19 protein-coding genes and 1 riboswitch are annotated in these 17,656 nt (G+C 71.3%); of the genes, 10 read left to right on the forward strand and 9 right to left on the reverse strand.

The features are described from left to right. The first annotated feature begins 19 nt into the window (after positions 1-19). Complete coding sequence (locus ACQF4J_RS33135; RefSeq protein ID WP_351562272.1) at positions 20-1,048, forward strand: 6-phosphofructokinase; 1,029 nt, start codon at positions 20-22, stop codon at positions 1,046-1,048. Between the two features lie 90 nt (positions 1,049-1,138). Then, positions 1,139-2,134: a 2-hydroxyacid dehydrogenase gene (locus tag ACQF4J_RS33140; protein ID WP_351562269.1), complete on the forward strand. Its 996-nt coding sequence runs from the start codon at positions 1,139-1,141 to the stop codon at positions 2,132-2,134. Here ACQF4J_RS33140 and ACQF4J_RS33145 read toward each other — a convergent pair. After that, positions 2,086-3,966, reverse strand: coding sequence for an anthranilate synthase family protein (locus ACQF4J_RS33145; RefSeq protein WP_427167502.1), 1,881 nt, complete (start codon positions 3,964-3,966; stop codon positions 2,086-2,088). The two genes, ACQF4J_RS33140 and ACQF4J_RS33145, sit on opposite strands and share 49 nt — an antisense overlap. A 96-nt stretch (positions 3,967-4,062) precedes the next feature. After that, positions 4,063-4,119 (reverse strand): trp operon leader peptide, encoded by a 57-nt coding sequence (locus ACQF4J_RS33150; protein ID WP_071528813.1) that lies wholly within the window; start codon positions 4,117-4,119, stop codon positions 4,063-4,065. A gap of 96 nt (positions 4,120-4,215) precedes the next feature. On the opposite strand from ACQF4J_RS33150, the gene ACQF4J_RS33155 reads away from it, so the two are divergent. Then, the gene (locus ACQF4J_RS33155) at positions 4,216-5,568 is read left to right on the forward strand and encodes a class II 3-deoxy-7-phosphoheptulonate synthase (RefSeq protein ID WP_351562263.1); all 1,353 of its coding nucleotides are present in this window, start codon (positions 4,216-4,218) and stop codon (positions 5,566-5,568) included. A gap of 134 nt (positions 5,569-5,702) precedes the next feature. Continuing rightward, a complete protein-coding gene (locus ACQF4J_RS33160; protein WP_351562261.1) occupies positions 5,703-5,936 on the forward strand; it encodes a (2Fe-2S)-binding protein in 234 nt (77 codons plus the stop codon). A 1-nt stretch (position 5,937) separates the two neighbouring features. Here the strand turns inward: ACQF4J_RS33160 and bfr are convergent, their stop codons facing one another. Continuing rightward, positions 5,938-6,417 (reverse strand): bacterioferritin, encoded by a 480-nt coding sequence (gene bfr, locus ACQF4J_RS33165; RefSeq protein ID WP_133042876.1) that lies wholly within the window; start codon positions 6,415-6,417, stop codon positions 5,938-5,940. Between the two features lie 154 nt (positions 6,418-6,571). Between bfr and ACQF4J_RS33170 the strand changes: the two genes are divergently transcribed. Continuing rightward, positions 6,572-7,213, forward strand: coding sequence for a sulfite oxidase-like oxidoreductase (locus ACQF4J_RS33170; RefSeq protein ID WP_351798728.1), 642 nt, complete (start codon positions 6,572-6,574; stop codon positions 7,211-7,213). 16 nt (positions 7,214-7,229) lie between these two features. Here the strand turns inward: ACQF4J_RS33170 and ACQF4J_RS33175 are convergent, their stop codons facing one another. The 6 genes from ACQF4J_RS33175 to thiO form a co-directional block, all read right to left on the reverse strand. Continuing rightward, complete coding sequence (locus ACQF4J_RS33175) at positions 7,230-7,730, reverse strand: DUF4396 domain-containing protein (protein WP_351562255.1); 501 nt, start codon at positions 7,728-7,730, stop codon at positions 7,230-7,232. A 76-nt stretch (positions 7,731-7,806) separates the two neighbouring features. Beyond that, complete coding sequence (locus ACQF4J_RS33180) at positions 7,807-8,685, reverse strand: deoxyribonuclease IV (protein WP_351562252.1); 879 nt, start codon at positions 8,683-8,685, stop codon at positions 7,807-7,809. 34 nt (positions 8,686-8,719) lie between these two features. Continuing rightward, positions 8,720-10,642, reverse strand: a complete 1,923-nt coding sequence (gene pknB, locus ACQF4J_RS33185; protein ID WP_351562249.1) for a Stk1 family PASTA domain-containing Ser/Thr kinase — start codon at positions 10,640-10,642, stop codon at positions 8,720-8,722. Between the two features lie 118 nt (positions 10,643-10,760). Continuing rightward, positions 10,761-11,555, reverse strand: a complete 795-nt coding sequence (locus ACQF4J_RS33190) for a thiazole synthase (RefSeq protein ID WP_427167503.1) — start codon at positions 11,553-11,555, stop codon at positions 10,761-10,763. A gap of 3 nt (positions 11,556-11,558) precedes the next feature. Then, positions 11,559-11,759 (reverse strand): sulfur carrier protein ThiS, encoded by a 201-nt coding sequence (thiS, locus tag ACQF4J_RS33195; RefSeq protein ID WP_351562243.1) that lies wholly within the window; start codon positions 11,757-11,759, stop codon positions 11,559-11,561. Then, the gene (thiO, locus tag ACQF4J_RS33200) at positions 11,756-12,910 is read right to left on the reverse strand and encodes a glycine oxidase ThiO (RefSeq protein WP_351562235.1); all 1,155 of its coding nucleotides are present in this window, start codon (positions 12,908-12,910) and stop codon (positions 11,756-11,758) included. The genes thiS and thiO overlap by 4 nt, the downstream gene beginning before the upstream one ends. After that, positions 12,908-13,019, reverse strand: a riboswitch (TPP riboswitch). It overlaps the preceding gene by 3 nt. A 135-nt stretch (positions 13,020-13,154) precedes the next feature. Between thiO and ACQF4J_RS33205 the strand changes: the two genes are divergently transcribed. From ACQF4J_RS33205 to ACQF4J_RS33225, 5 genes are all read left to right on the forward strand, one after another. Beyond that, entirely contained in the window at positions 13,155-14,384 is a 1,230-nt protein-coding gene (locus ACQF4J_RS33205; protein ID WP_351562232.1) for an NAD(P)/FAD-dependent oxidoreductase, read from the forward strand. Between the two features lie 66 nt (positions 14,385-14,450). Further along, the gene (locus tag ACQF4J_RS33210; RefSeq protein ID WP_142151406.1) at positions 14,451-14,816 is read left to right on the forward strand and encodes an Rv2175c family DNA-binding protein; all 366 of its coding nucleotides are present in this window, start codon (positions 14,451-14,453) and stop codon (positions 14,814-14,816) included. Positions 14,817-14,944: 128 nt separating this feature from the next. Further along, entirely contained in the window at positions 14,945-15,604 is a 660-nt protein-coding gene (gene thiE, locus ACQF4J_RS33215; RefSeq protein WP_351562229.1) for a thiamine phosphate synthase, read from the forward strand. 109 nt (positions 15,605-15,713) lie between these two features. After that, a complete protein-coding gene (gene metF, locus ACQF4J_RS33220; protein WP_351562226.1) occupies positions 15,714-16,637 on the forward strand; it encodes a methylenetetrahydrofolate reductase [NAD(P)H] in 924 nt (307 codons plus the stop codon). A 56-nt stretch (positions 16,638-16,693) separates the two neighbouring features. Beyond that, positions 16,694-17,656, forward strand: a complete 963-nt coding sequence (locus ACQF4J_RS33225; RefSeq protein WP_427167508.1) for a hypothetical protein — start codon at positions 16,694-16,696, stop codon at positions 17,654-17,656.

A 17,656-nucleotide genomic window follows, 5' to 3' on the forward strand; every position in this document is an offset into this window, starting at 1 on the left:
GCGGCGAAGGGACATTTCCATGCGTGTCGGAGTACTGACCGGAGGCGGCGACTGCCCCGGGCTCAACGCCGTCATCCGGGGCATCGTTCGCAAGGGCGTACAGGAGTACGGCTACGACTTCGTCGGCTACCGGGACGGCTGGCGCGGTCCGCTCGAAGGCGACACCGTTCCCCTCGACATCCCCGCGGTGCGCGGCATCCTGCCCCGCGGCGGCACCGTCCTCGGCTCCTCCCGCACCAATCCGCTCAAGCAGGAGAACGGCATCCGGCGGATCAAGGAGAACCTCGCCAAGCAGGAGGTCGAGGCGCTCATCACCATCGGCGGCGAGGACACCCTCGGTGTCGCCGCGAAGCTGTCCGACGAGTACGGCGTGCCGTGCGTCGGCGTGCCGAAGACCATCGACAACGATCTGTCCGCCACCGACTACACCTTCGGCTTCGACACCGCGGTCGGCATCGCCACGGAGGCCATCGACCGCCTGCACACCACCGCCGAGTCCCACATGCGCGTGCTGGTCTGCGAGGTGATGGGCCGTCACGCCGGCTGGATCGCCCTCCACTCCGGCCTCGCCGGCGGCGCCAACGTCATCCTCATCCCCGAGCAGCGCTTCGATCTCGACCAGGTCTGCGCCTGGATCACCTCCCGCTTCAAGTCCTCCTACGCCCCGATCGTGGTCGTCGCCGAGGGCGCCATGCCCAAGGACGGCCACCTGGTGCTCAAGGACGAGTCGCTGGACTCCTTCGGGCACGTCCGGCTGTCCGGCGTCGGCGAGTGGCTCGCCAAGGAGATCGAGAGGCGCACCGGCAAGGAGGCCCGCACGACGGTCCTCGGGCACATCCAGCGCGGCGGCACCCCGAGCGCCTTCGACCGCTGGCTCGCCACCCGCTTCGGCCTGCACGCGATCGACGCGGTCCGTGACGGCGACTTCGGCAAGATGGTCGCGCTGCGCGGCACCGACATCGTCCGCGTCCCGATCGGGGACGCCACCGCCAAGCTGAAGACGGTGGACCCGAAGCTGTACGAGGAGGTCGGCGTCTTCTTCGGCTGAACCGGCCGAACCGGCAGAACCGGCAGAACCGGCACCCTGGGGTTATGGGTCGTATATTCGGCCCATAACCCATCGCAACGGGAGCGGTTCGTGGAGATTCTTGCCTTCGGAGTGCAGGCGGACGAGAAGCCCCTGATCGAGCGGGCCTTCGAGGGACAGCACGAGGTCCGGTGTCTCGACGTCTTCCTCAACGAGGACACCGCCCCGATCGCGGCCGGATACGAGATCGTCTGCACCAGTGTCAACTGCGGCCTGGGCAACCGCGTCCTGCAGACCCTCACGGTCGGCGGCACGCAGATGATCGCCCAGCGCTCCACCGGCTTCAACAACATCGACCTCAAGGTCGCCGAGCGGCTCGGCATGACCGTCGCCCGGGTCTCGTACTACTCGCCGTACTCCGTCGCCGAGTTCGCCTGGACCCTCGCCATGGCGGTCAACCGCCGCATCGTGCGCGCCTCCACGCGCACGCGTGACTTCGACTTCCGCCTCGACGGGCTGATGGGCCGCGACATGCACGGCCGCACCGCCGGCGTCCTCGGCACCGGCAAGATCGGCGAGGCGTTCGCCCGGATCGCCCACGGCTTCGGCATGCGGCTGCTGGGCTGGGACGTCGCCGAGAACCCCGCCTGCGTGGAACTCGGCATGAAGTACGTCCCCAAGGAGCAGCTCCTCGCCGAGTCGGACCTGATCACCCTGCACGTCCCGCTGATGCCGCAGACGCAGCACCTCATCGACGCCGACGCGCTCAAGGGGATGAAGGACGACGCGATCCTGGTCAACTCCAGCCGCGGCGGCCTGATCGACACCGTGGCCCTCGTCGCCGAACTGCGCGAGGGCCGCTTCACCGGCGTGGGCCTCGACGTGTACGAGGCGGAGGCGGGCCTGTTCTTCGTCGACCGCTCCCTGGAGGCGATCGAGGACGACACCCTGGCCCGCCTGGTCACCTTCCCCAACGTCCTCGTCACCTCGCACCAGGCGTACTACACCCGGGACGCCGTCGGCCAGATCATCGAGGCCACCGTGCAGAACGTCCTCGACTACCGGGCGGGCCGCCGCTCGGAGAACGTGCTCGTGCCGCGCACCTGAGCGACGAGGTCACCGACGACCGAGGCGCCGTTCAGCGTCAGGACCGACTCCGGGTGGAACTGCACGCCCGCGAAGCCCGGCCCGCGCAGGGCGTGCACCTCGCCGTTGCCGGCCCGGGCCACCTCGACGCCGTGCGCGGCCAGCTCCTCGGCCGCCTCGTCGGGGCAGTGCGCCACGAAGCTGTTGTAGAAGCCGACCGTCTCCTCCCGCCCGAACAGGTCGATCGCCGTCTGCGCGCCCTGGTACGGCACCTCCTTGCGGACGATCTCCAGCCCCAGCTCGGCCGCGATCAGCTCGTGCCCGAGACAGACGCCCAGCACACCGTGCCGGTGCGTGCTGATCACCTCGGCAGTCAGCTCGCGCAGGAACCGCATCTTCGGGTCGTCCAGGTCGCGGGGGTCGCCGGGGCCGGGCCCGAGGACGACGGGTCCCGCGTGCGCGAGAACGGCCTCCCGCAGGCCCGGCTCGTCGTAGCGGCGGACCGTCACGTCCAGTCCGCCGGCGCGCAGCACGTGCGCGAGCATCGCCGTGAAGGTGTCCTCGGCGTCCACGACCAGGGCGTGCCCGGTCAGCTCCGCGGCCTGCTCCTGCATCCGCAGCCAGAAGGGGGCGAGCGAGGCCCGGCGCCCGTCGAGCGCGGCACGCACGCGTGGGTCGTCGGCGAGACGCACGCGCGTGTGCTCCGTACGCGGCCGGGAGGGACGTACGCCCAGCGCCGCCAGTACCCCGGCCGCCTTCGCGTGGGTCTCCGCGACCTCGCTCGCCGGGTCCGAACCCCGTACGAGGGTGGCGCCGACCGGCACCCGCAGCCGGCCCTCGGCGTCGATGTCGGCGGTGCGGATGAGGATGGGGGAGTCGAGGGTCTGGGCGCCGCCGGAGTCTCGGCCGAGCAAGGCCAGCGCGCCCGCGTAGTAGCCGCGCCCCCCGACCTCGTGCCGCTCGATGACCCGGCAGGCGTTCTGCACGGGCGAGCCGGTCACGGTCGCCGCGAACATGGTCTCCTTGAGCACCTCGCGCGCGTCCAGCGAGGACTTCCCGCGCAACTCGTACTCGGTGTGCGCGAGATGGGCCATCTCCTTCAGCCGCGGCCCGATCACGACCCCGCCCATGTCACCGACGGTGCACATCATCTTGAGCTCCTCGTCGACGACCATCGACAGCTCCTCGATCTCCTTGGAGTCGGCGAGGAAGTCCAGCAGGTGCTCCGGGGTGGGGCCCTCGGCGGGATAGCGGTACGTCCCGCTGATCGGGTTCATCACGACCGTGCCGCCGGACATCCGGACGTGCACCTCCGGGCTGGCGCCCACCAGCGTCCGCTCGCCGGTGTGCACGACGAACGTCCAGTAGGCGCCCCGCTCGCCCTCCAGCAGCCGCCGGAACAGCGCCAGGGCGTCGGCGCGGGAGAACCCGGGGATCTCACCCTCGTACGTCCGCCGGACGACGAAGTTGGCGCCCTCGCCCTGCCCGATCTCCTCGCGCAGCACGCGTCCGACGATCTCCGCGTACTCCTCGTCGTCCACGTCGAAGCCGCCACGGTCGACGCGGACGTCGTGGGCGGGCAGGGTGGCGAGCGCCTCGTCCAGTGTCATGTCACACACCACTTCGGGCGTCAGCACCAGAAGGGGCGTGCCGTCGTCCCGCACGTCGAAGCCGCGTTCGCGGATCTGCCGGAAGGGGACGAGCGCGAGGCCATCGTCCGGGAGGTCGGCGAGCCGGTCGCACGCGGAGACCGGGCCGAGCAGCACCTCCACGGTGTTCTCGTCGTGGCCCGGCGTGCGGCGGCGCAGCAGGGCGAACGGTCGGGGATCGTCGAGCAGGTCGACCAGATGCATGAGTCCGTTTTCCTTCTCGCTGGAGAGGAACGGACCCCCGGGAAACGCCGAAGGCCGCCCCTCGGGCGGCCTTCGCGAAGTCTTGCGTACGCGCAGTCAGTGGGCCGCCGGATGAGCGGTCCACCACCAGTTCTGGGTCGAGTGCGCGAACATGCGACGCACCCTACCCCATGTCCGTACCGCGTACGCGGTGTCTCATTTGTTGGGCATGGTCCTGGAGCCGTGACACGACCCCGTAATGTTTGGGGGGTGACCGTGAACGCTAAGACCAGCGCGAGCGCTGGCAACACCTGGCGAGATCTGCCCGCGGCGCAGCAGCCCGAGTACCCCGACCTTGAGGCTCTGCGCGCAGTCGTTGCGGACCTCGAGTCGTATCCGCCGCTCGTCTTCGCGGGCGAGTGCGATCAGCTGCGCGCCCGGTTGGCGGCCGTCGCCAAGGGAGAGGCGTTCCTTCTCCAGGGCGGTGACTGCGCCGAGGCGTTCGACGCCGTGTCGGCCGACCACATCCGCAACAAGCTCAAGACGCTGCTGCAGATGGGCGCCGTCCTGACGTACGCCGCCTCGGTGCCGGTCGTCAAGGTCGGCCGCATCGCCGGCCAGTACTCCAAGCCGCGCTCCAAGCCGACCGAGACCCGCGACGGCGTGACCCTGCCGACCTACCGCGGCGACTCCGTCAACGGCTTCGACTTCACCGAGTCCGCCCGCATCCCGGACCCCGAGCGGCTGAAGCGGATGTACCACGCGTCCGCCTCCACGCTGAACCTGGTGCGCGCCTTCACCACCGGTGGCTACGCCGACCTGCGCCAGGTGCACGCCTGGAACCAGGACTTCGTGAAGTCGTCCCCCTCCGGTCAGCGCTACGAGCAGCTCGCGCGGGAGATCGACAACGCGCTGAACTTCATGCGGGCCTGCGGCACCGACCCGGAGGAGTTCAAGACCGTCGAGTTCTACTCCTCGCACGAGGCCCTGCTGCTCGACTACGAGTCGGCGCTGACCAGGGTCGACTCCCGCACGGGGCACCTGTACGACGTCTCCGGGCACATGGTGTGGATCGGTGAGCGCACCCGCCAGATGGACGGCGCGCACATCGAGTTCGCCTCGAAGATCCGCAACCCGATCGGCATCAAGCTCGGCCCGACGACGACGGCCGAGGAGGCGCTGCAGTACATCGACCGCCTCGACCCCGACCGCGAGCCGGGCCGGCTGACCTTCATCGTCCGCATGGGCGCCGACAAGATCCGCGACAAGCTCCCCGAGCTGGTCGAGAAGGTCACGGCGTCCGGCGCGGTGGTGGCCTGGGTGACCGACCCGATGCACGGCAACACCTTCGAGGCGGCCTCCGGTCACAAGACCCGCCGCTTCGACGACGTGCTCGACGAGGTCAAGGGCTTCTTCGAGGTCCACAAGGGCCTGGGCACCCACCCGGGCGGCATCCACGTGGAGCTGACCGGCGACGACGTCACCGAGTGCGTGGGCGGCGGCGACGAGATCTTCGTCGACGACCTGCACCAGCGCTACGAGACGGCCTGCGACCCGCGGCTGAACCGCAGCCAGTCGCTGGATCTGGCGTTCCTCGTCGCCGAGATGTACCGGGACCAGTGACGGCGAGAGCTGCCACCAGGGCATGAAGTGGGGCGCGGATCACATACGATCCGCGCCCCTTCCCACTTTTGCGGCCCCGGAGCGCCGGGTAAGGTTAGGTTAGCCTTATCGATCTAGGTGGGAGGTGAGTCCGCGTGTACGTGTGCAGCTGCTTCGGCGTGACCGAGGCGCAGGTCCAGCAGCACGCGGACGACGGTGCCTGCACCCCCCGCCAGATAGCCTCCGCCTGCAAGGCGGGCACGGACTGCGGCTCGTGCGTGCGCCGCATCCAGGCGATCCTCGGCCGAGGCGCCTGCCCGCGCCGGGAGACGGCGGACCAGGCCCGCCCGGCCCTCGCACAGCTCACGGACCTCGACGAAGCGGCCTAGCTCAGCTCTCCGGCTGTTCGATCAGCTGGGCGATGTACAGGGCCTCGCCGAGCTTCTCCACCAGTTCCAGCTGGGTGTCGAGGTAGTCGATGTGGTGCTCCTCGTCCTCGAGGATCGACTCGAAGATGTTCGCGGACGTGATGTCGCCCTTGTCGCGCATCACCTTGATCCCGCGCCGCAGGCGGTCGATCGCCTCGACCTCGATCTGCCGGTCGGCCTCGAACATCTCCTTGACGGTCTGGCCCACCCGTACGTGGAACAGCCGCTGGTAGTTGGGCAGCCCCTCCAGGAAGAGGATCCGGTCGGTGAGCACCTCGGCGTGCTTCATCTCGTCGAACGACTCGTGCCGGGTGTACTTCGCGAGTTTCGTCCAGCCGAAGTTCTCCTGCATCTTCGCGTGCAGGAAGTACTGGTTGATCGCGGTCAGCTCGCCGGTGAGCTGCTCGTTGAGGAATTCGATGACCTCGGGGTCGCCCTGCATCGCAGAGGCTCCTTCCGACCGGGGAACGGGCAGGTTGCGCCGCATGATTGCACCGGCGTGCGAGGCCGTCCAGTAAGTTCACGCTTAGTAGGAGTTGCCCGAATCGGGTGGGGGCCGGTCATGGGCATCGCCCCCGGTCTGTCAGGATGGAGACATGGGTCAGCCGGTGGAACGCGCATCAGGAGAAACCGGAGATTCCGTGCACCCGGGGCTGCCCCCCGGCCAGCGCCTGCAACGCGGCTGGCCGGTCACGCACTACGGGCCCGTCCCCAAGTTCCGGCCCGAGCGCTGGGAGTTCAGGGTCTTCGGCGCCACCGCGGACGGTGAGAAGCACTGCTGGAACCACGAGGAGTTCACGGCGCTGCCGTACACCTCGGTCGTCGCCGATCTGCACTGCGTGACGAAGTTCAGCATGCTCGGTGCCGAGTGGGGCGGCGTCCCCGCCTCCGCGATCCTGGAGATCGCCCCGCCCGCCCCCGCCGTCACCCATGTGATGGTCTGGGCCGAGTACGGCTTCAGCTCCAACCTCCGCCTCGACGACTTCGCCTCCGACCGCACCCTCTTCGCCACCCACAAGGACGGCGAGCTCCTGACGGCGGAGCACGGCTTCCCGCTGCGCCTGGTCGTCCCCCACCTGTACGCCTGGAAGGGCCCGAAGTGGGTGCGCGGCGTGGAGTACATGACCGCCGACCGCCGAGGCTTCTGGGAGGAGCGCGGCTACCACAACATCGGCGATCCGTGGAAGGAGCAGCGCTACTCCTACCAGGAGGAGCCGGGGGAGGGGCCCGAGCTCTGAGCCGGTCCCCGGACGCTCAGTGGTGTGCGTGGACCACGGCGTGCCCCTTGCCGCGCCCGATCATCCACTTGTTGACGGGTGTGGTGACCGCGAACGCGATCGCCAGGGAGATCGCCAGCGAGATCCAGAAAAGCGCGTCGCCGAGCCCGGCGTCCATCGCGTCCGGCCACAGCACGATCACGCCGTTGTCGATGAGCTCCATCACGGCGATCGACAGGGTGTCCGCAGCCAGCGCCACCCGGAAGGCGGTGCGGAAGCCGACGCCGGCCCTCAGGACCCCGCGCAGGGTGAGCGAGTAGCCGAAGAAGAAGGCGAGGGCGATCGCCAGGATCATCGTCGGGACGTTGCCCCAGCCGAGCGCGGTGCCGATCACCAGGCCCAGCACCTCTCCGATGGCGCAGCCGGTGAGGCAGTGGAGGGTGGCCTGCGCGGCCATGGACCAGCTCGCGGGGGCGTGTCCGTGGGAGGCGTGGCTCTCCTGCTCGTGGATGTGTTCGGTGTGTGCCTCGTGCTGCATGAGTGCCCCCAATGCCGGGTGACGGTTCCTGTACCGGACAGGAACCGTATACCCCCTGGGGGTATTCCGGAACGGGTCAGGAATCCCGCAGTTTTTTCAGTCGCTCCACGTCCGCCGCGTGCCCCTCCTTGCCGCCGGGGGTCTCGATGATCAGCGGGACGCCGTCGGTGGCGGGGTGGGTCATCAGGGCGCGGAACGGGTCCTCGCCGATGTGGCCGGCGCCGATGTTCTCGTGCCGGTCCTTGTGGGCGCCGACGACGTCCTTGGAGTCGTTGGCGTGGATCAGCTTCAGCCGGCCCTCGCCGACCGTGTCCACCAGCAGGTCGAGGGTCTGGTGCATGCCGCTGGGGCCGGTCAGGTCGTGCCCGGCGGCGAAGATGTGGCAGGTGTCCAGGCAGACGCCGAGCTTCGGATGGGCGTCCAGCGCCTCGAAGTACGGGCCGAAGTCCCAGGTGCGCGAGCACAGGGAGGCGCCCTGGCCCGCCGTCGACTCCAGGAGCAGGAACGGGTCGTCGTCGTGGGTCAGCTCGTCGAGCAGCGGAAGCAGGTGCTCGCGGACCTGCTTCAGGGCCACGGACCGCTCCCGGCCGCCGGTCGCGCTGCCCGTGTGCACCACCACGCCGAGCGCCCCGATCTCCCGCCCGCGCCGCAGCGAGTGCCGCAGCGACTCCACCGACCTCTCGACCGTCGCCTCGGTGTGCGAGCCGAAGTTGATCAAATAGGGGGCGTGGACGTACGCCGGAATCGCCTCGGCCGCGCAGGCCGCGCGGAACTCCTCGTCCTGCCGCGGACTGCCGGGCGGTGTGGCCCAGCCCCGCGGATTGGCCACGAAGACCTGCACGGTCTCGGCCCCGAGGTCGCGGGCGTAGCTCAGACCGACGGAGTTCAGGCCGCCGGCCACGGGGACGTGGCCGCCGACGGGGTTGCGGGGGAGGGTGGGGTACCGGCTCTTCACCCGTTCAGGGTGTCATGCCTCCGGTGGCCCTCCGTCACCGGATCTTGATGGTGATCGTCGAGCCCTTCGGCGCCGTCCGGCCGCCCTTCACGGACTGCGCCTTGACCGTGTCGCCGAACAGACCGAGCAGACCGCGGTCCTCGTCGACCTTGAATCCGGCGCCCTCCAGGGCCTTGTGCGCGTCGTCGACGCTGTCGCCGGTGACGTCCGGGACCTCGACCATCACCGGGCCCTTGGACAGCGTCAGCGTCACCGTGTCGCCCTCGGCGGCCCGGCCGTCGGCCTGCGGGGTCTGCGCGGCGACCTGGCCCTTGTCGTAGTCGGAGTTGATCCGCTCGGCGGCGACCTTCACCGTGAGACCGGCGTCCTCCAGGTCGGACCGCGCGGAGTCGAGGTCCTCGCCGGTGACGTCCGGGACGTCCACCGCGCTGCCCTTGCTGACGGTCAGCGCGACCGCCGAGCCCGCGTGCCGCGTCACGCCCGTCCCCGGCTCCGTGGAGATCACGGAGCCCCGCTCGACGCTGTCGCTGAACTCGCGGGTCACCATGCCCGCCTCGAGCCCGCTCTTCTTGAGCTGCGCCCTGGCCTCGGCCAGGGTCCGCCCCTGCACGTCGGGCACCTTCACGGTCTCGGGGCCGTCGGAGACGGTGATCGACACGGAGGCGTTGTCCCGGACCCGGGCGCCGGGCTCGGGGTCGGAGCTGATGACCGTGCCCCGGGCCACCGTGTCGCTGTAGGCGTGCTTGACCGTCCCCAGGTCCAGCCCGGCGTCGCCCAGCTGCTTCTCGGCCTGCGTCCGGGTCTTCGCCAGCACCGGCGGGACCTTGGTGAACTGGCCGGAGTTGATGTACCACACGCCCGTGCCGACGCCGAGGATCAGCAGGACCGCGACGAGGATCGCCAGCGGCCCGCGCCGGGAGCGCCCCTCGCGCGGGCGCGGCGGCAGCGGCGGGGGAGATTCCAGCCGGCTGGTGCGGTGCAACGAGGGCTCCTCGTTCACCGGCAGCGGCCGGGGCGTGTTCAGCGCGCGCGGGATGACGCTCGTACGGTCCTCGGAGATGTCCCGGTGTTCCGCCGCGACCGCCCGCGGCGGCACCGCGTCCAGCTGGTCCGTGCCGAGCGCGGCACGGACCTCGCGGGTCTGCGCGAGCAGCGCCACCGCGTCGTACGGACGGATGTCGGGGGTGCGCGCGGTCGCCGACGCGACCAGCTCGTCCAGCTCGTACGGCAGCCCCGGGACGACCGCCGACGGCGGCGGGACGTCCTCGTGCAGGTGCTTGTAGAGGACCGTGGCGGGGGAGTCCCCCTCGTGCGGCCGGTCGCCGGTGAGCATCTCGTACAGGACGACACCGCACGCGTACACGTCGACCCGGGGGTCGGCCGTGCCGTGCTCGATCTGCTCCGGCGCGAGGTAGGAGACGGTGCCGAGGACGGTCCCGGTGGTGTTGGTGACCGTGTCCACGGAACGCACGAGCCCGAAGTCGGCGACCTTCACCCGGCCGTCGTCCCCTATGAGGACGTTCTCCGGCTTCATGTCCCGGTGCACGAATCCGGCCCGGTGCGCGGCGCCGAGCGCGGCGAGCACCGGCTCCAGGATGTCCAGGGCGGCGCGCGGCTGCAGCGCCCCGCGCTCGCGCAGCACGTCGCGCAGGGTGCACCCGGCGACGTACTCCATGGCGAGATAGACGTACGACCCGTCGGTGCCCTGGTCGAAGACCTGCACCACGTTCGGGTGGGCGAGCCGCGCGACCGACTTCGCCTCCCGGATGAACCGCTCGACGAAGGAGCCGTCGGCCGCGAGCGAGGGGTGCATCACCTTCAGCGCGAGCACGCGGTCGAGGCGGGTGTCCAGGGCCCGGTAGACCGTGGCCATCCCGCCGACCGCGATCCGCGCGTCCACGCGATAGCGGCCGTCGAGCACCTGCCCGACCAGAGGGTCCTGAAGGGTCGTATCCACGCAGGTGAGTGTACGAGCCGTCACCGACAGGGCCGCCGGTTCCGGTGAGATCGGGGCGGTACTGCAGCCGAGCTGTGACGGACCTCGCACCGCCGTCCGGATCTGATCGAACATCCGTTCAGAACGCGGGGCGCTCCGGATCGAGCCGCGCGCGCCCCTCGTGCGGCGACGACGCCTCCGCGAAGTGCCGGCGCGGAATGCGGCCCGCCCGGAACGCCAGCCGGCCCGCCTCCACCGCGTGCCGCATCGCCTCGGCCATCAGCTGCGGCTCCTGCGCCCGCGTCACCGCCGAGGCGAGCATCACGCCCGCGCAGCCCAGCTCCATCGCGAGCGCCGCGTCCGAGGCCGTGCCGGCGCCCGCGTCCAGGATCACCGGCACGCGCGCGTGCTCGGTGATCAGCTGGAAGTTGTGCGGGTTGCGAATGCCGAGACCGGAGCCGATGGGCGAGCCGAGCGGCATGATCGCCGCGCATCCCACGTCCTCCAGCCGGCGCGCGAGGACCGGGTCGTCGTTCGTGTACGGCAGCACGGTGAAGCCGTCGTCGACCAGCGTCTCGGCGGCGTCCAGCAGTTCGATCGGGTCGGGCAGCAGGGTGCGCTCGTCGGCGATCACCTCGAGCTTGACCAGATCGGTGCCGAGCGCCTCGCGCGCCAGGCGTGCGGTCAGGACGGCCTCCTGGGCGGTGAAGCAGCCGGCCGTGTTGGGCAGGATGCGGATGCTCAGCCTGTTCAGCACCGACAGCACCGAGCCGTGCACCGACGGGTCCACCCGCCGCATCGCGACCGTCGTCAGCTCCGTGCCGGACGCCACCAGCGCGCGCTGGAGCACCTCCAGGCTGGGGGCACCTCCGGTACCCATGATCAGGCGGGACGTGAAGGACGTACCGCCGATGACGAAGGGGTCGTCGGCCATGGGTCAGCCTCCTTGGACGGCGGTGAGGACCTCGACGCGGTCCCCCTCGGAGAGGGGCGTCGCGGGCCACTGCGCGCGCGGGACGACGGTTTCGTTCAGGGCGGCGGCCACTCCGGAGGGGGCCGGGGTCAGGGTGCGTACGACGGCGTCCAGGGCCGTGCCGGGAGCGAACTGGCGCGGCTCCCCGTTGACGGAGACGTTCATGCGGGCTGCTCCACGCGCGCGAAGCGCTTCGGGGTGAACGGACGGGCCTCTTCGGGGAGTTCGCCGGTGGCCAGGACGTGGGCCATGGCGTCGCCGGTGACCGGCGTGAGCAGCACGCCGTTGCGGTAGTGGCCGGTGGCCAGCAGGAGTCCGGGCAGCTCGGTCGGGCCGAGCAGCGGCGCGTTGTCGGGGGAGCCCGGACGCAGACCCGCCCGCGTCTCCGTCAGCGGCAGCTCGGTGATCCCGGGGACCAGTTCGTGCGCGTCCCGCAGCAGCTCGTACACGCCGCCGGCGGTGACCGTCGTGTCCCAGCCCAGCTCCTCGCTGGTGGCGCCGACGACCAGCTCGCCGTTCTCGCGGGGCACCAGGTAGACCTGGCTGCCGCGCACCATCGCGCGCACGGTACGGCTCAGGAACGGCGCGTACCGCTTGGGCACGGTCAGCCGCAGCACCTGCCCCTTTACCGGCCGCACCGGCGGCAGTACGTCGTCCGGCACGCCAGGCAGCCGTCCGCTGAGGCTGCCGGCCGCCAGCACCACCTGGCCCGCGGCCAGCTCGGTGCCGTCGGCCGCGACGACGCCGGCGGCCCGGTCCCGTACGACCCGGAAGCGCTCGGCCCACATCCGGTGGAACACCACGCCGGCCCGTTCGCACGCGGCCACCAACGCCTGCGCCAGCCGCCGCGGATCGATCTGATGGTCGCCGTCCACCCGGAGCCCCCCGCGCACACCCGGCGCGAGCATCGGCTCCAGGCGCCGGCAGTCACGCCCGGACAACCACTCGGACTCCAGCCCCGACTGCCGCTGCAGGGCGTGCAGTTCGCGCAGGTGCGCACGGTCGTCGGCGTCGAGCGCGACGGCGAGCGTGCCGCACCGGCGGTAGCCGAGGTCGTGGCCGGTGGCCTCGGTGAGCTCGGCCGCGAAGTCCGGATAGCGGCGGGCCGAGGCCAGGTTGAGGCCGAGCAGGGTCTGCTCGCCGTAGTGCAGCTCCGTGACGGCGGCCAGCATCCCGGCGGCCACCTGGGCGGCCCCGCCGCCCGGCTCGGGATCGACCACGGCCGTCGCGAGGCCGCGCTGCGCGGCCCGCCAGGCCGTGACCAGGCCGATGATCCCGCCCCCGATGACGAGGACGTCTGAAGTACGTGACGACATGGGCGTCCAGCCCCTCCCTTCGCCGGCATGACCCGGATCAGGTTCGTACGGTCGGAGGCCGCCAGCCTCCCTCTCAGCCCGGTGCGTCCGGGCTCCCGCGAGTGCTTGTACGTGGGCCACCCTAGCCCGACCCCTCGCGCCTCGGTAAGAGAGCCTGCGGCCGCCGCCATGCTCACCGACGGTGTGGAACAGCTCACGGAGCACGACCCCTGACTGACGAATAGTCAGTGTCTATGGTGATCAGGTGAGCGAGCAGACGACGCAGTCGCAGCCCCGAGTGGTCGTGGTCGGCGCCGGCATGGCCGGTGTGCAGACCGCGGTCGCCCTGCGCGAACAGGGCTTCACCGGCACCGTCACCCTGATCGGCGCCGAGCCCCACCAGCCGTACGACCGGCCGCCGCTGTCCAAGGCCGTCCTGCTCGGCAAGTCCGAGGGCTCCGCCTTCGACGTCGACTTCGAGGCGCTCGGCATCGAACTGCGCCTGGGGCGCGAGGTGCTGGCCCTGCGCCCCGACGAGCACCGGCTGGACACCGAGGCCGGGCCGGTCCACTACGACGTCCTGGTCCTCGCCACCGGCGCCGAACCCTTCATGCTGCCGGGTGCCGAGGGCGTGCCCGGCGTGCATCTGCTGCGCACCCTGGACGACGCCGAACGGCTGCGGCCCGTGCTCGCCCGGCAGCACGACATCGTGGTCGTCGGCGCGGGATGGATCGGCGCCGAGTTCGCCACGGCCGCGCGCGAGGCGGGATGCGCGGTGACCGTCGTCGAGGCCGCGGACCGGCCGCTCGCGGGCGCGCTGCCCGCCGAGGTGGCCGGCCCGATGGCCGCCTGGTACGGGGACGCCGGCGTCGTGCTGCGCACGCACGCGCGCGTGGAGCGTGTCGAGCCCGGTGCGGTCGTCCTCGACGACGGCACCCGGGTGCCCGCGGGCGCGGTCGTGGTCGGCATCGGCGCCCGCCCCACCACCGCCTGGCTCGCCGGCTCCGGCGTCGAGCTCGGGGCGCACCGCGAGGTCCTGGCCGACGACCGCCTGCGCACCTCGGTGCCGGACGTCTACGCCGTCGGCGACTGCGCCTCCTTCCCCTCCGCCCGGTACGGCGAGCGCCTGCTCGTCCACCACTGGGACAACGCCCTCCAGGGCCCGCGCACGGTCGCCGCGAACATCGTCGGCGAGGCCACCGGCGAACCCCCGGCGGTCTACGACCCGGTCCCGTACTTCTGGTCGGAGCAGTTCGGCCGGTTCGTGCAGTACGCCGGGCACCACGCGTCCGCCGACACGACCGTGTGGCGCGGCGACCCCTCCGGACCGGCCTGGTCCGTCTGCTGGCTGCGCGAGGACCGCCTGGTGGCGCTGCTCGCGGTCGGCAGGCCGCGTGACCTGGCCCAGGGGAGGCGGCTGATCGAGGCGGGCACCCCGATGGACGCCGGGCTGCTGGCGGACCCGGCCAAGCCCCTGAAGGCGGCGACCGCGTAGCCCGTACGCCCCATGTCGGGCGGGCCCGACTTCCGACTGTCGGTCCCGGATGGCAGGCTTGATTCCGTGACCGAGATTGACGCAAAGATCGATGCTCTCGTCCCCGCCTGGCTCACCCTGCCCGATATCGCCGAAATGCTCGATGTCGAGGTGACGCGTGTGCGGCAGTTGGTCAAGGAGGGCCAGCTCATCGCCGTACGCCGTGGGGAGAACCGCGCGCTGCACGTCCCCGCCGCCTTCATCGACGGGGACAAGGTCGTCAAGGGCCTGACCGGCACCCTGACGCTCCTGCGGGACGACGGCTTCACCGACGAAGAGATGCTGGAGTGGCTCTTCACGCCCGACGACAGCCTGCCCGGCACGCCCGCGCAGGCCCTGAGCGAGAATCGCGGCACGGAGGTGAAGCGCCGGGCCCAGGCGCTCGCCGTCTGAACCAGCCCGCACAACCCGAACACCGTCCGGAGTACGGGCCGTGGCCGGTGCGGCCACGGCCGCGGACCGACGCGGCCCGCCGCACCGGTACCCGGCCCGTACACCATCCACACCCGGGGGACACCCGCATGCCCGTCACGTCCGGCGCCGACGCCCGCGCCCGGCTCTCCGACGCCCGGCTCTACCTCTGCACGGACGCCCGCAGGGCCCAGGGCGACCTGCCCGAGTTCCTGGACGCCGTCCTGGCGGGCGGGGTCGACATCGTGCAGCTGCGCGACAAGGGCATGGAGGCGGCCGAGGAGCTGGAGCACCTGGAGGTCCTCGCCGAGGCCTGCGCCCGTCACGGCAGGCTCCTCGCGGTCAACGACCGTGCGGACGTCGCCCACGCGGCCGGCGCCGACGTCCTCCATCTGGGCCAGGGCGACCTCCCGGTCCCCGCCGCCCGCGCGATCCTCGGCCAGGACGTGCTCATCGGGCGCTCCACGCACGCGGAGGCGGAGGCCGAGGCGGCCGCCGTCCAGGAGGGCGTCGACTACTTCTGCACCGGCCCCTGCTGGCCGACCCCCACCAAGCCCGGCCGCCACGCCCCGGGCCTCGACCTGGTCCGGCACACCGCCGCCCTGGGCACCGACCGCCCGTGGTTCGCCATCGGCGGCATCGACCTGGGCAACCTCGACGAGGTGATCGAGGCCGGAGCCCGCCGGGTCGTGGTCGTGCGGGCCGTCACCGAGGCGGACGACCCCGGCGCGGCCGCCGCGGAGTTCGCGAAGCGGCTGCGGCAGCCCTGACCGGAGCCTGACGGACCCGGGTGTCCAAGGGGTGGACAACAGTGCGACAAAACGGGCGAATTCCCGGTCCTCGGTTGGGGGACCGGGCGCCCCTGGTTAACCTGCGAGTATGGCCCTCGGAACCGCATCCACCAGGACTGATCGCGCACGTACGGTGAGCGACATCCTCGCGACCGGCAAGACGACGTACTCGTTCGAGTTCTACGCGCCGAAGACCCCCAAGGGCGAGAAGAGCCTGTGGAACGCGCTGCGCAGGGTCGAGGCGGTGGCTCCCGACTTCGTCTCCGTCACCTACGGTGCCGGCGGCTCCACGCGTGCCACCACGGTCAGGGAGACCCAGCAGATCGTCGTCGACACGACCCTCACGCCGGTCGCCCACCTCACCGCCGTCAACCACTCCATCGCCGAGCTGCGCAACATCATCGGCCAGTACGCGGACGCCGGCATCCGCAACATGCTCGCGGTGCGCGGCGACCCGCCCGGCGACCCCATGGGCGACTGGGTGCCGCACCCGCAGGGCCTGACCTACGCCGCCGAACTCGTCCAGCTCATCAAGGAGTCGGGCGACTTCTGCGTCGGCGTGGCGGCCTTCCCGGAGATGCACCCGCGCTCCGCCGACTGGGACACGGACGTCACCCGCTTCGTCGACAAGTGCCGGGCCGGCGCCGACTACGCCATCACCCAGATGTTCTTCCAGCCGGAGTCGTATCTGCGGCTGCGCGACCGGGTGGCGTCGGCGGGCTGCGAGACGCCCGTCATCCCGGAAGTGATGCCGGTGACGAGTGTGAAGATGCTGCAGCGGTTGCCGCAGCTCAGCAACGCTCACATCCCTTCCGCCCTGAAAGAGCGGATCCTCACAGCAAAAGACGATCCGGCCGCTGTACGCTCCATTGGCATCGAATTCGCCACGGAGTTCTGCGCGCGACTGCTGGCCGAGGGAGTCCCCGGACTGCACTTCATCACGCTCAACAACTCCACGGCGACGCTGGAAATCTACGAGAACCTGGGCCTGCATCACCCCCCGCAGGCCTAGACCGGCCGCACGGGTATACGACACACTGCGTAGCGGCGACTGGGAGAGGGGCGTACATGGGCTGGACGGTCCTCTACATCGCGTTCGGCATCGTCGCGCTGTGGCTGCTGGGCGAGGTGCTGCTGCAGTACAAGGCGCGGCTGCGCTGGCGACTGCTCGCCTTCGCCGGCTTCCTCGGCGTCGTGCTCGGTGTCCTGATCCCCTCGGTGATCGTCATCGGCCTGGGCGCAGCCGCGTTCGCGGTCGGCCAGACCTACGTCACCCTGTCGTTCCGCCGCGGCTTCTCGGCGGGCTGGGCGGTCAAGCGCCCCGAGGGCGACGGCCTCGGCGCCGGCCTCAAGGGCCGTCGCGGCAAGGCGGAGCGCCAGGACCCCACCCTGGAGGTGTCCGAGCTGGAGCCGGAGGCCGACACGGACTACGGCCCGGAGCGCGCCGCCTACACCCAGGACGGTGCCTCCTACGGCGCGGACGACGACTACGACCGCGACGACGTCTTCACCCCCGCCCGGCCCACGGCCGCCGAGACCACCGCAGTCTACGAGCCGCAGCCCCTGCCCGACGACACCGGTTCGTACGGCATATACAGCGACGCCGCGTACGCCGCCGCCGACCCGTCGTACGCCAACGCCGGCCAGGCCCAGGACCAGTACGCGACGGCCGCCCAGGGCGCCGACCAGACCTACGGGTACGACTACTCCGGCTACGGCCAGCAGCAGTACGGCTACGACACCACCGGCCAGCAGCAGTACGCCGCCTACTCGGACCCGTACATCGGCACCCAGACGTACGGCGGCGGCTACGACGCGAACTACGACCAGTACGGCCAGCAGGGCTACGGCCAGGAGCAGTACGGCAACGGCGGGTACGGCGAGACGCCGTCCGGCGGGGTCTGGGTCCCGCAGCAGCGCACCGACGAGACCTACGGCGGCGAGCTCCCGCAGGAGCAGCAGTACCCGTACCAGGACAACGGCCAGCAGCAGGGCGGCGCCGGGTACGACGAGCAGCAGTACCGCTTCTGA

The organism is Streptomyces sp. C1-1, assembly GCF_050214755.1.
Classification (GTDB): domain Bacteria; phylum Actinomycetota; class Actinomycetes; order Streptomycetales; family Streptomycetaceae; genus Streptomyces.

Excerpts from the sequence above, each read along its gene's own strand:
- ACQF4J_RS33135 (WP_351562272.1), top strand. The coding sequence starts at position 20 with ATGCGTGTCGGAGTACTGACCGGAGGCGGCGACTGCCCCGGGCTCAAC.
- ACQF4J_RS33145 (WP_427167502.1), bottom strand. The coding sequence starts at position 3,966 with ATGCATCTGGTCGACCTGCTCGACGATCCCCGACCGTTCGCCCTGCTG.
- bfr (WP_133042876.1), bottom strand. The coding sequence starts at position 6,417 with ATGCAGGGCGACCCCGAGGTCATCGAATTCCTCAACGAGCAGCTCACC.
- ACQF4J_RS33170 (WP_351798728.1), top strand. The coding sequence starts at position 6,572 with ATGGGTCAGCCGGTGGAACGCGCATCAGGAGAAACCGGAGATTCCGTG.
- ACQF4J_RS33175 (WP_351562255.1), bottom strand. The coding sequence starts at position 7,730 with ATGCAGCACGAGGCACACACCGAACACATCCACGAGCAGGAGAGCCAC.
- ACQF4J_RS33190 (WP_427167503.1), bottom strand. The coding sequence starts at position 11,555 with ATGGCCGACGACCCCTTCGTCATCGGCGGTACGTCCTTCACGTCCCGC.
- thiS (WP_351562243.1), bottom strand. The coding sequence starts at position 11,759 with ATGAACGTCTCCGTCAACGGGGAGCCGCGCCAGTTCGCTCCCGGCACG.
- thiO (WP_351562235.1), bottom strand. The coding sequence starts at position 12,910 with ATGTCGTCACGTACTTCAGACGTCCTCGTCATCGGGGGCGGGATCATC.
- thiE (WP_351562229.1), top strand. The coding sequence starts at position 14,945 with ATGCCCGTCACGTCCGGCGCCGACGCCCGCGCCCGGCTCTCCGACGCC.
- metF (WP_351562226.1), top strand. The coding sequence starts at position 15,714 with ATGGCCCTCGGAACCGCATCCACCAGGACTGATCGCGCACGTACGGTG.
- ACQF4J_RS33225 (WP_427167508.1), top strand. The coding sequence starts at position 16,694 with ATGGGCTGGACGGTCCTCTACATCGCGTTCGGCATCGTCGCGCTGTGG.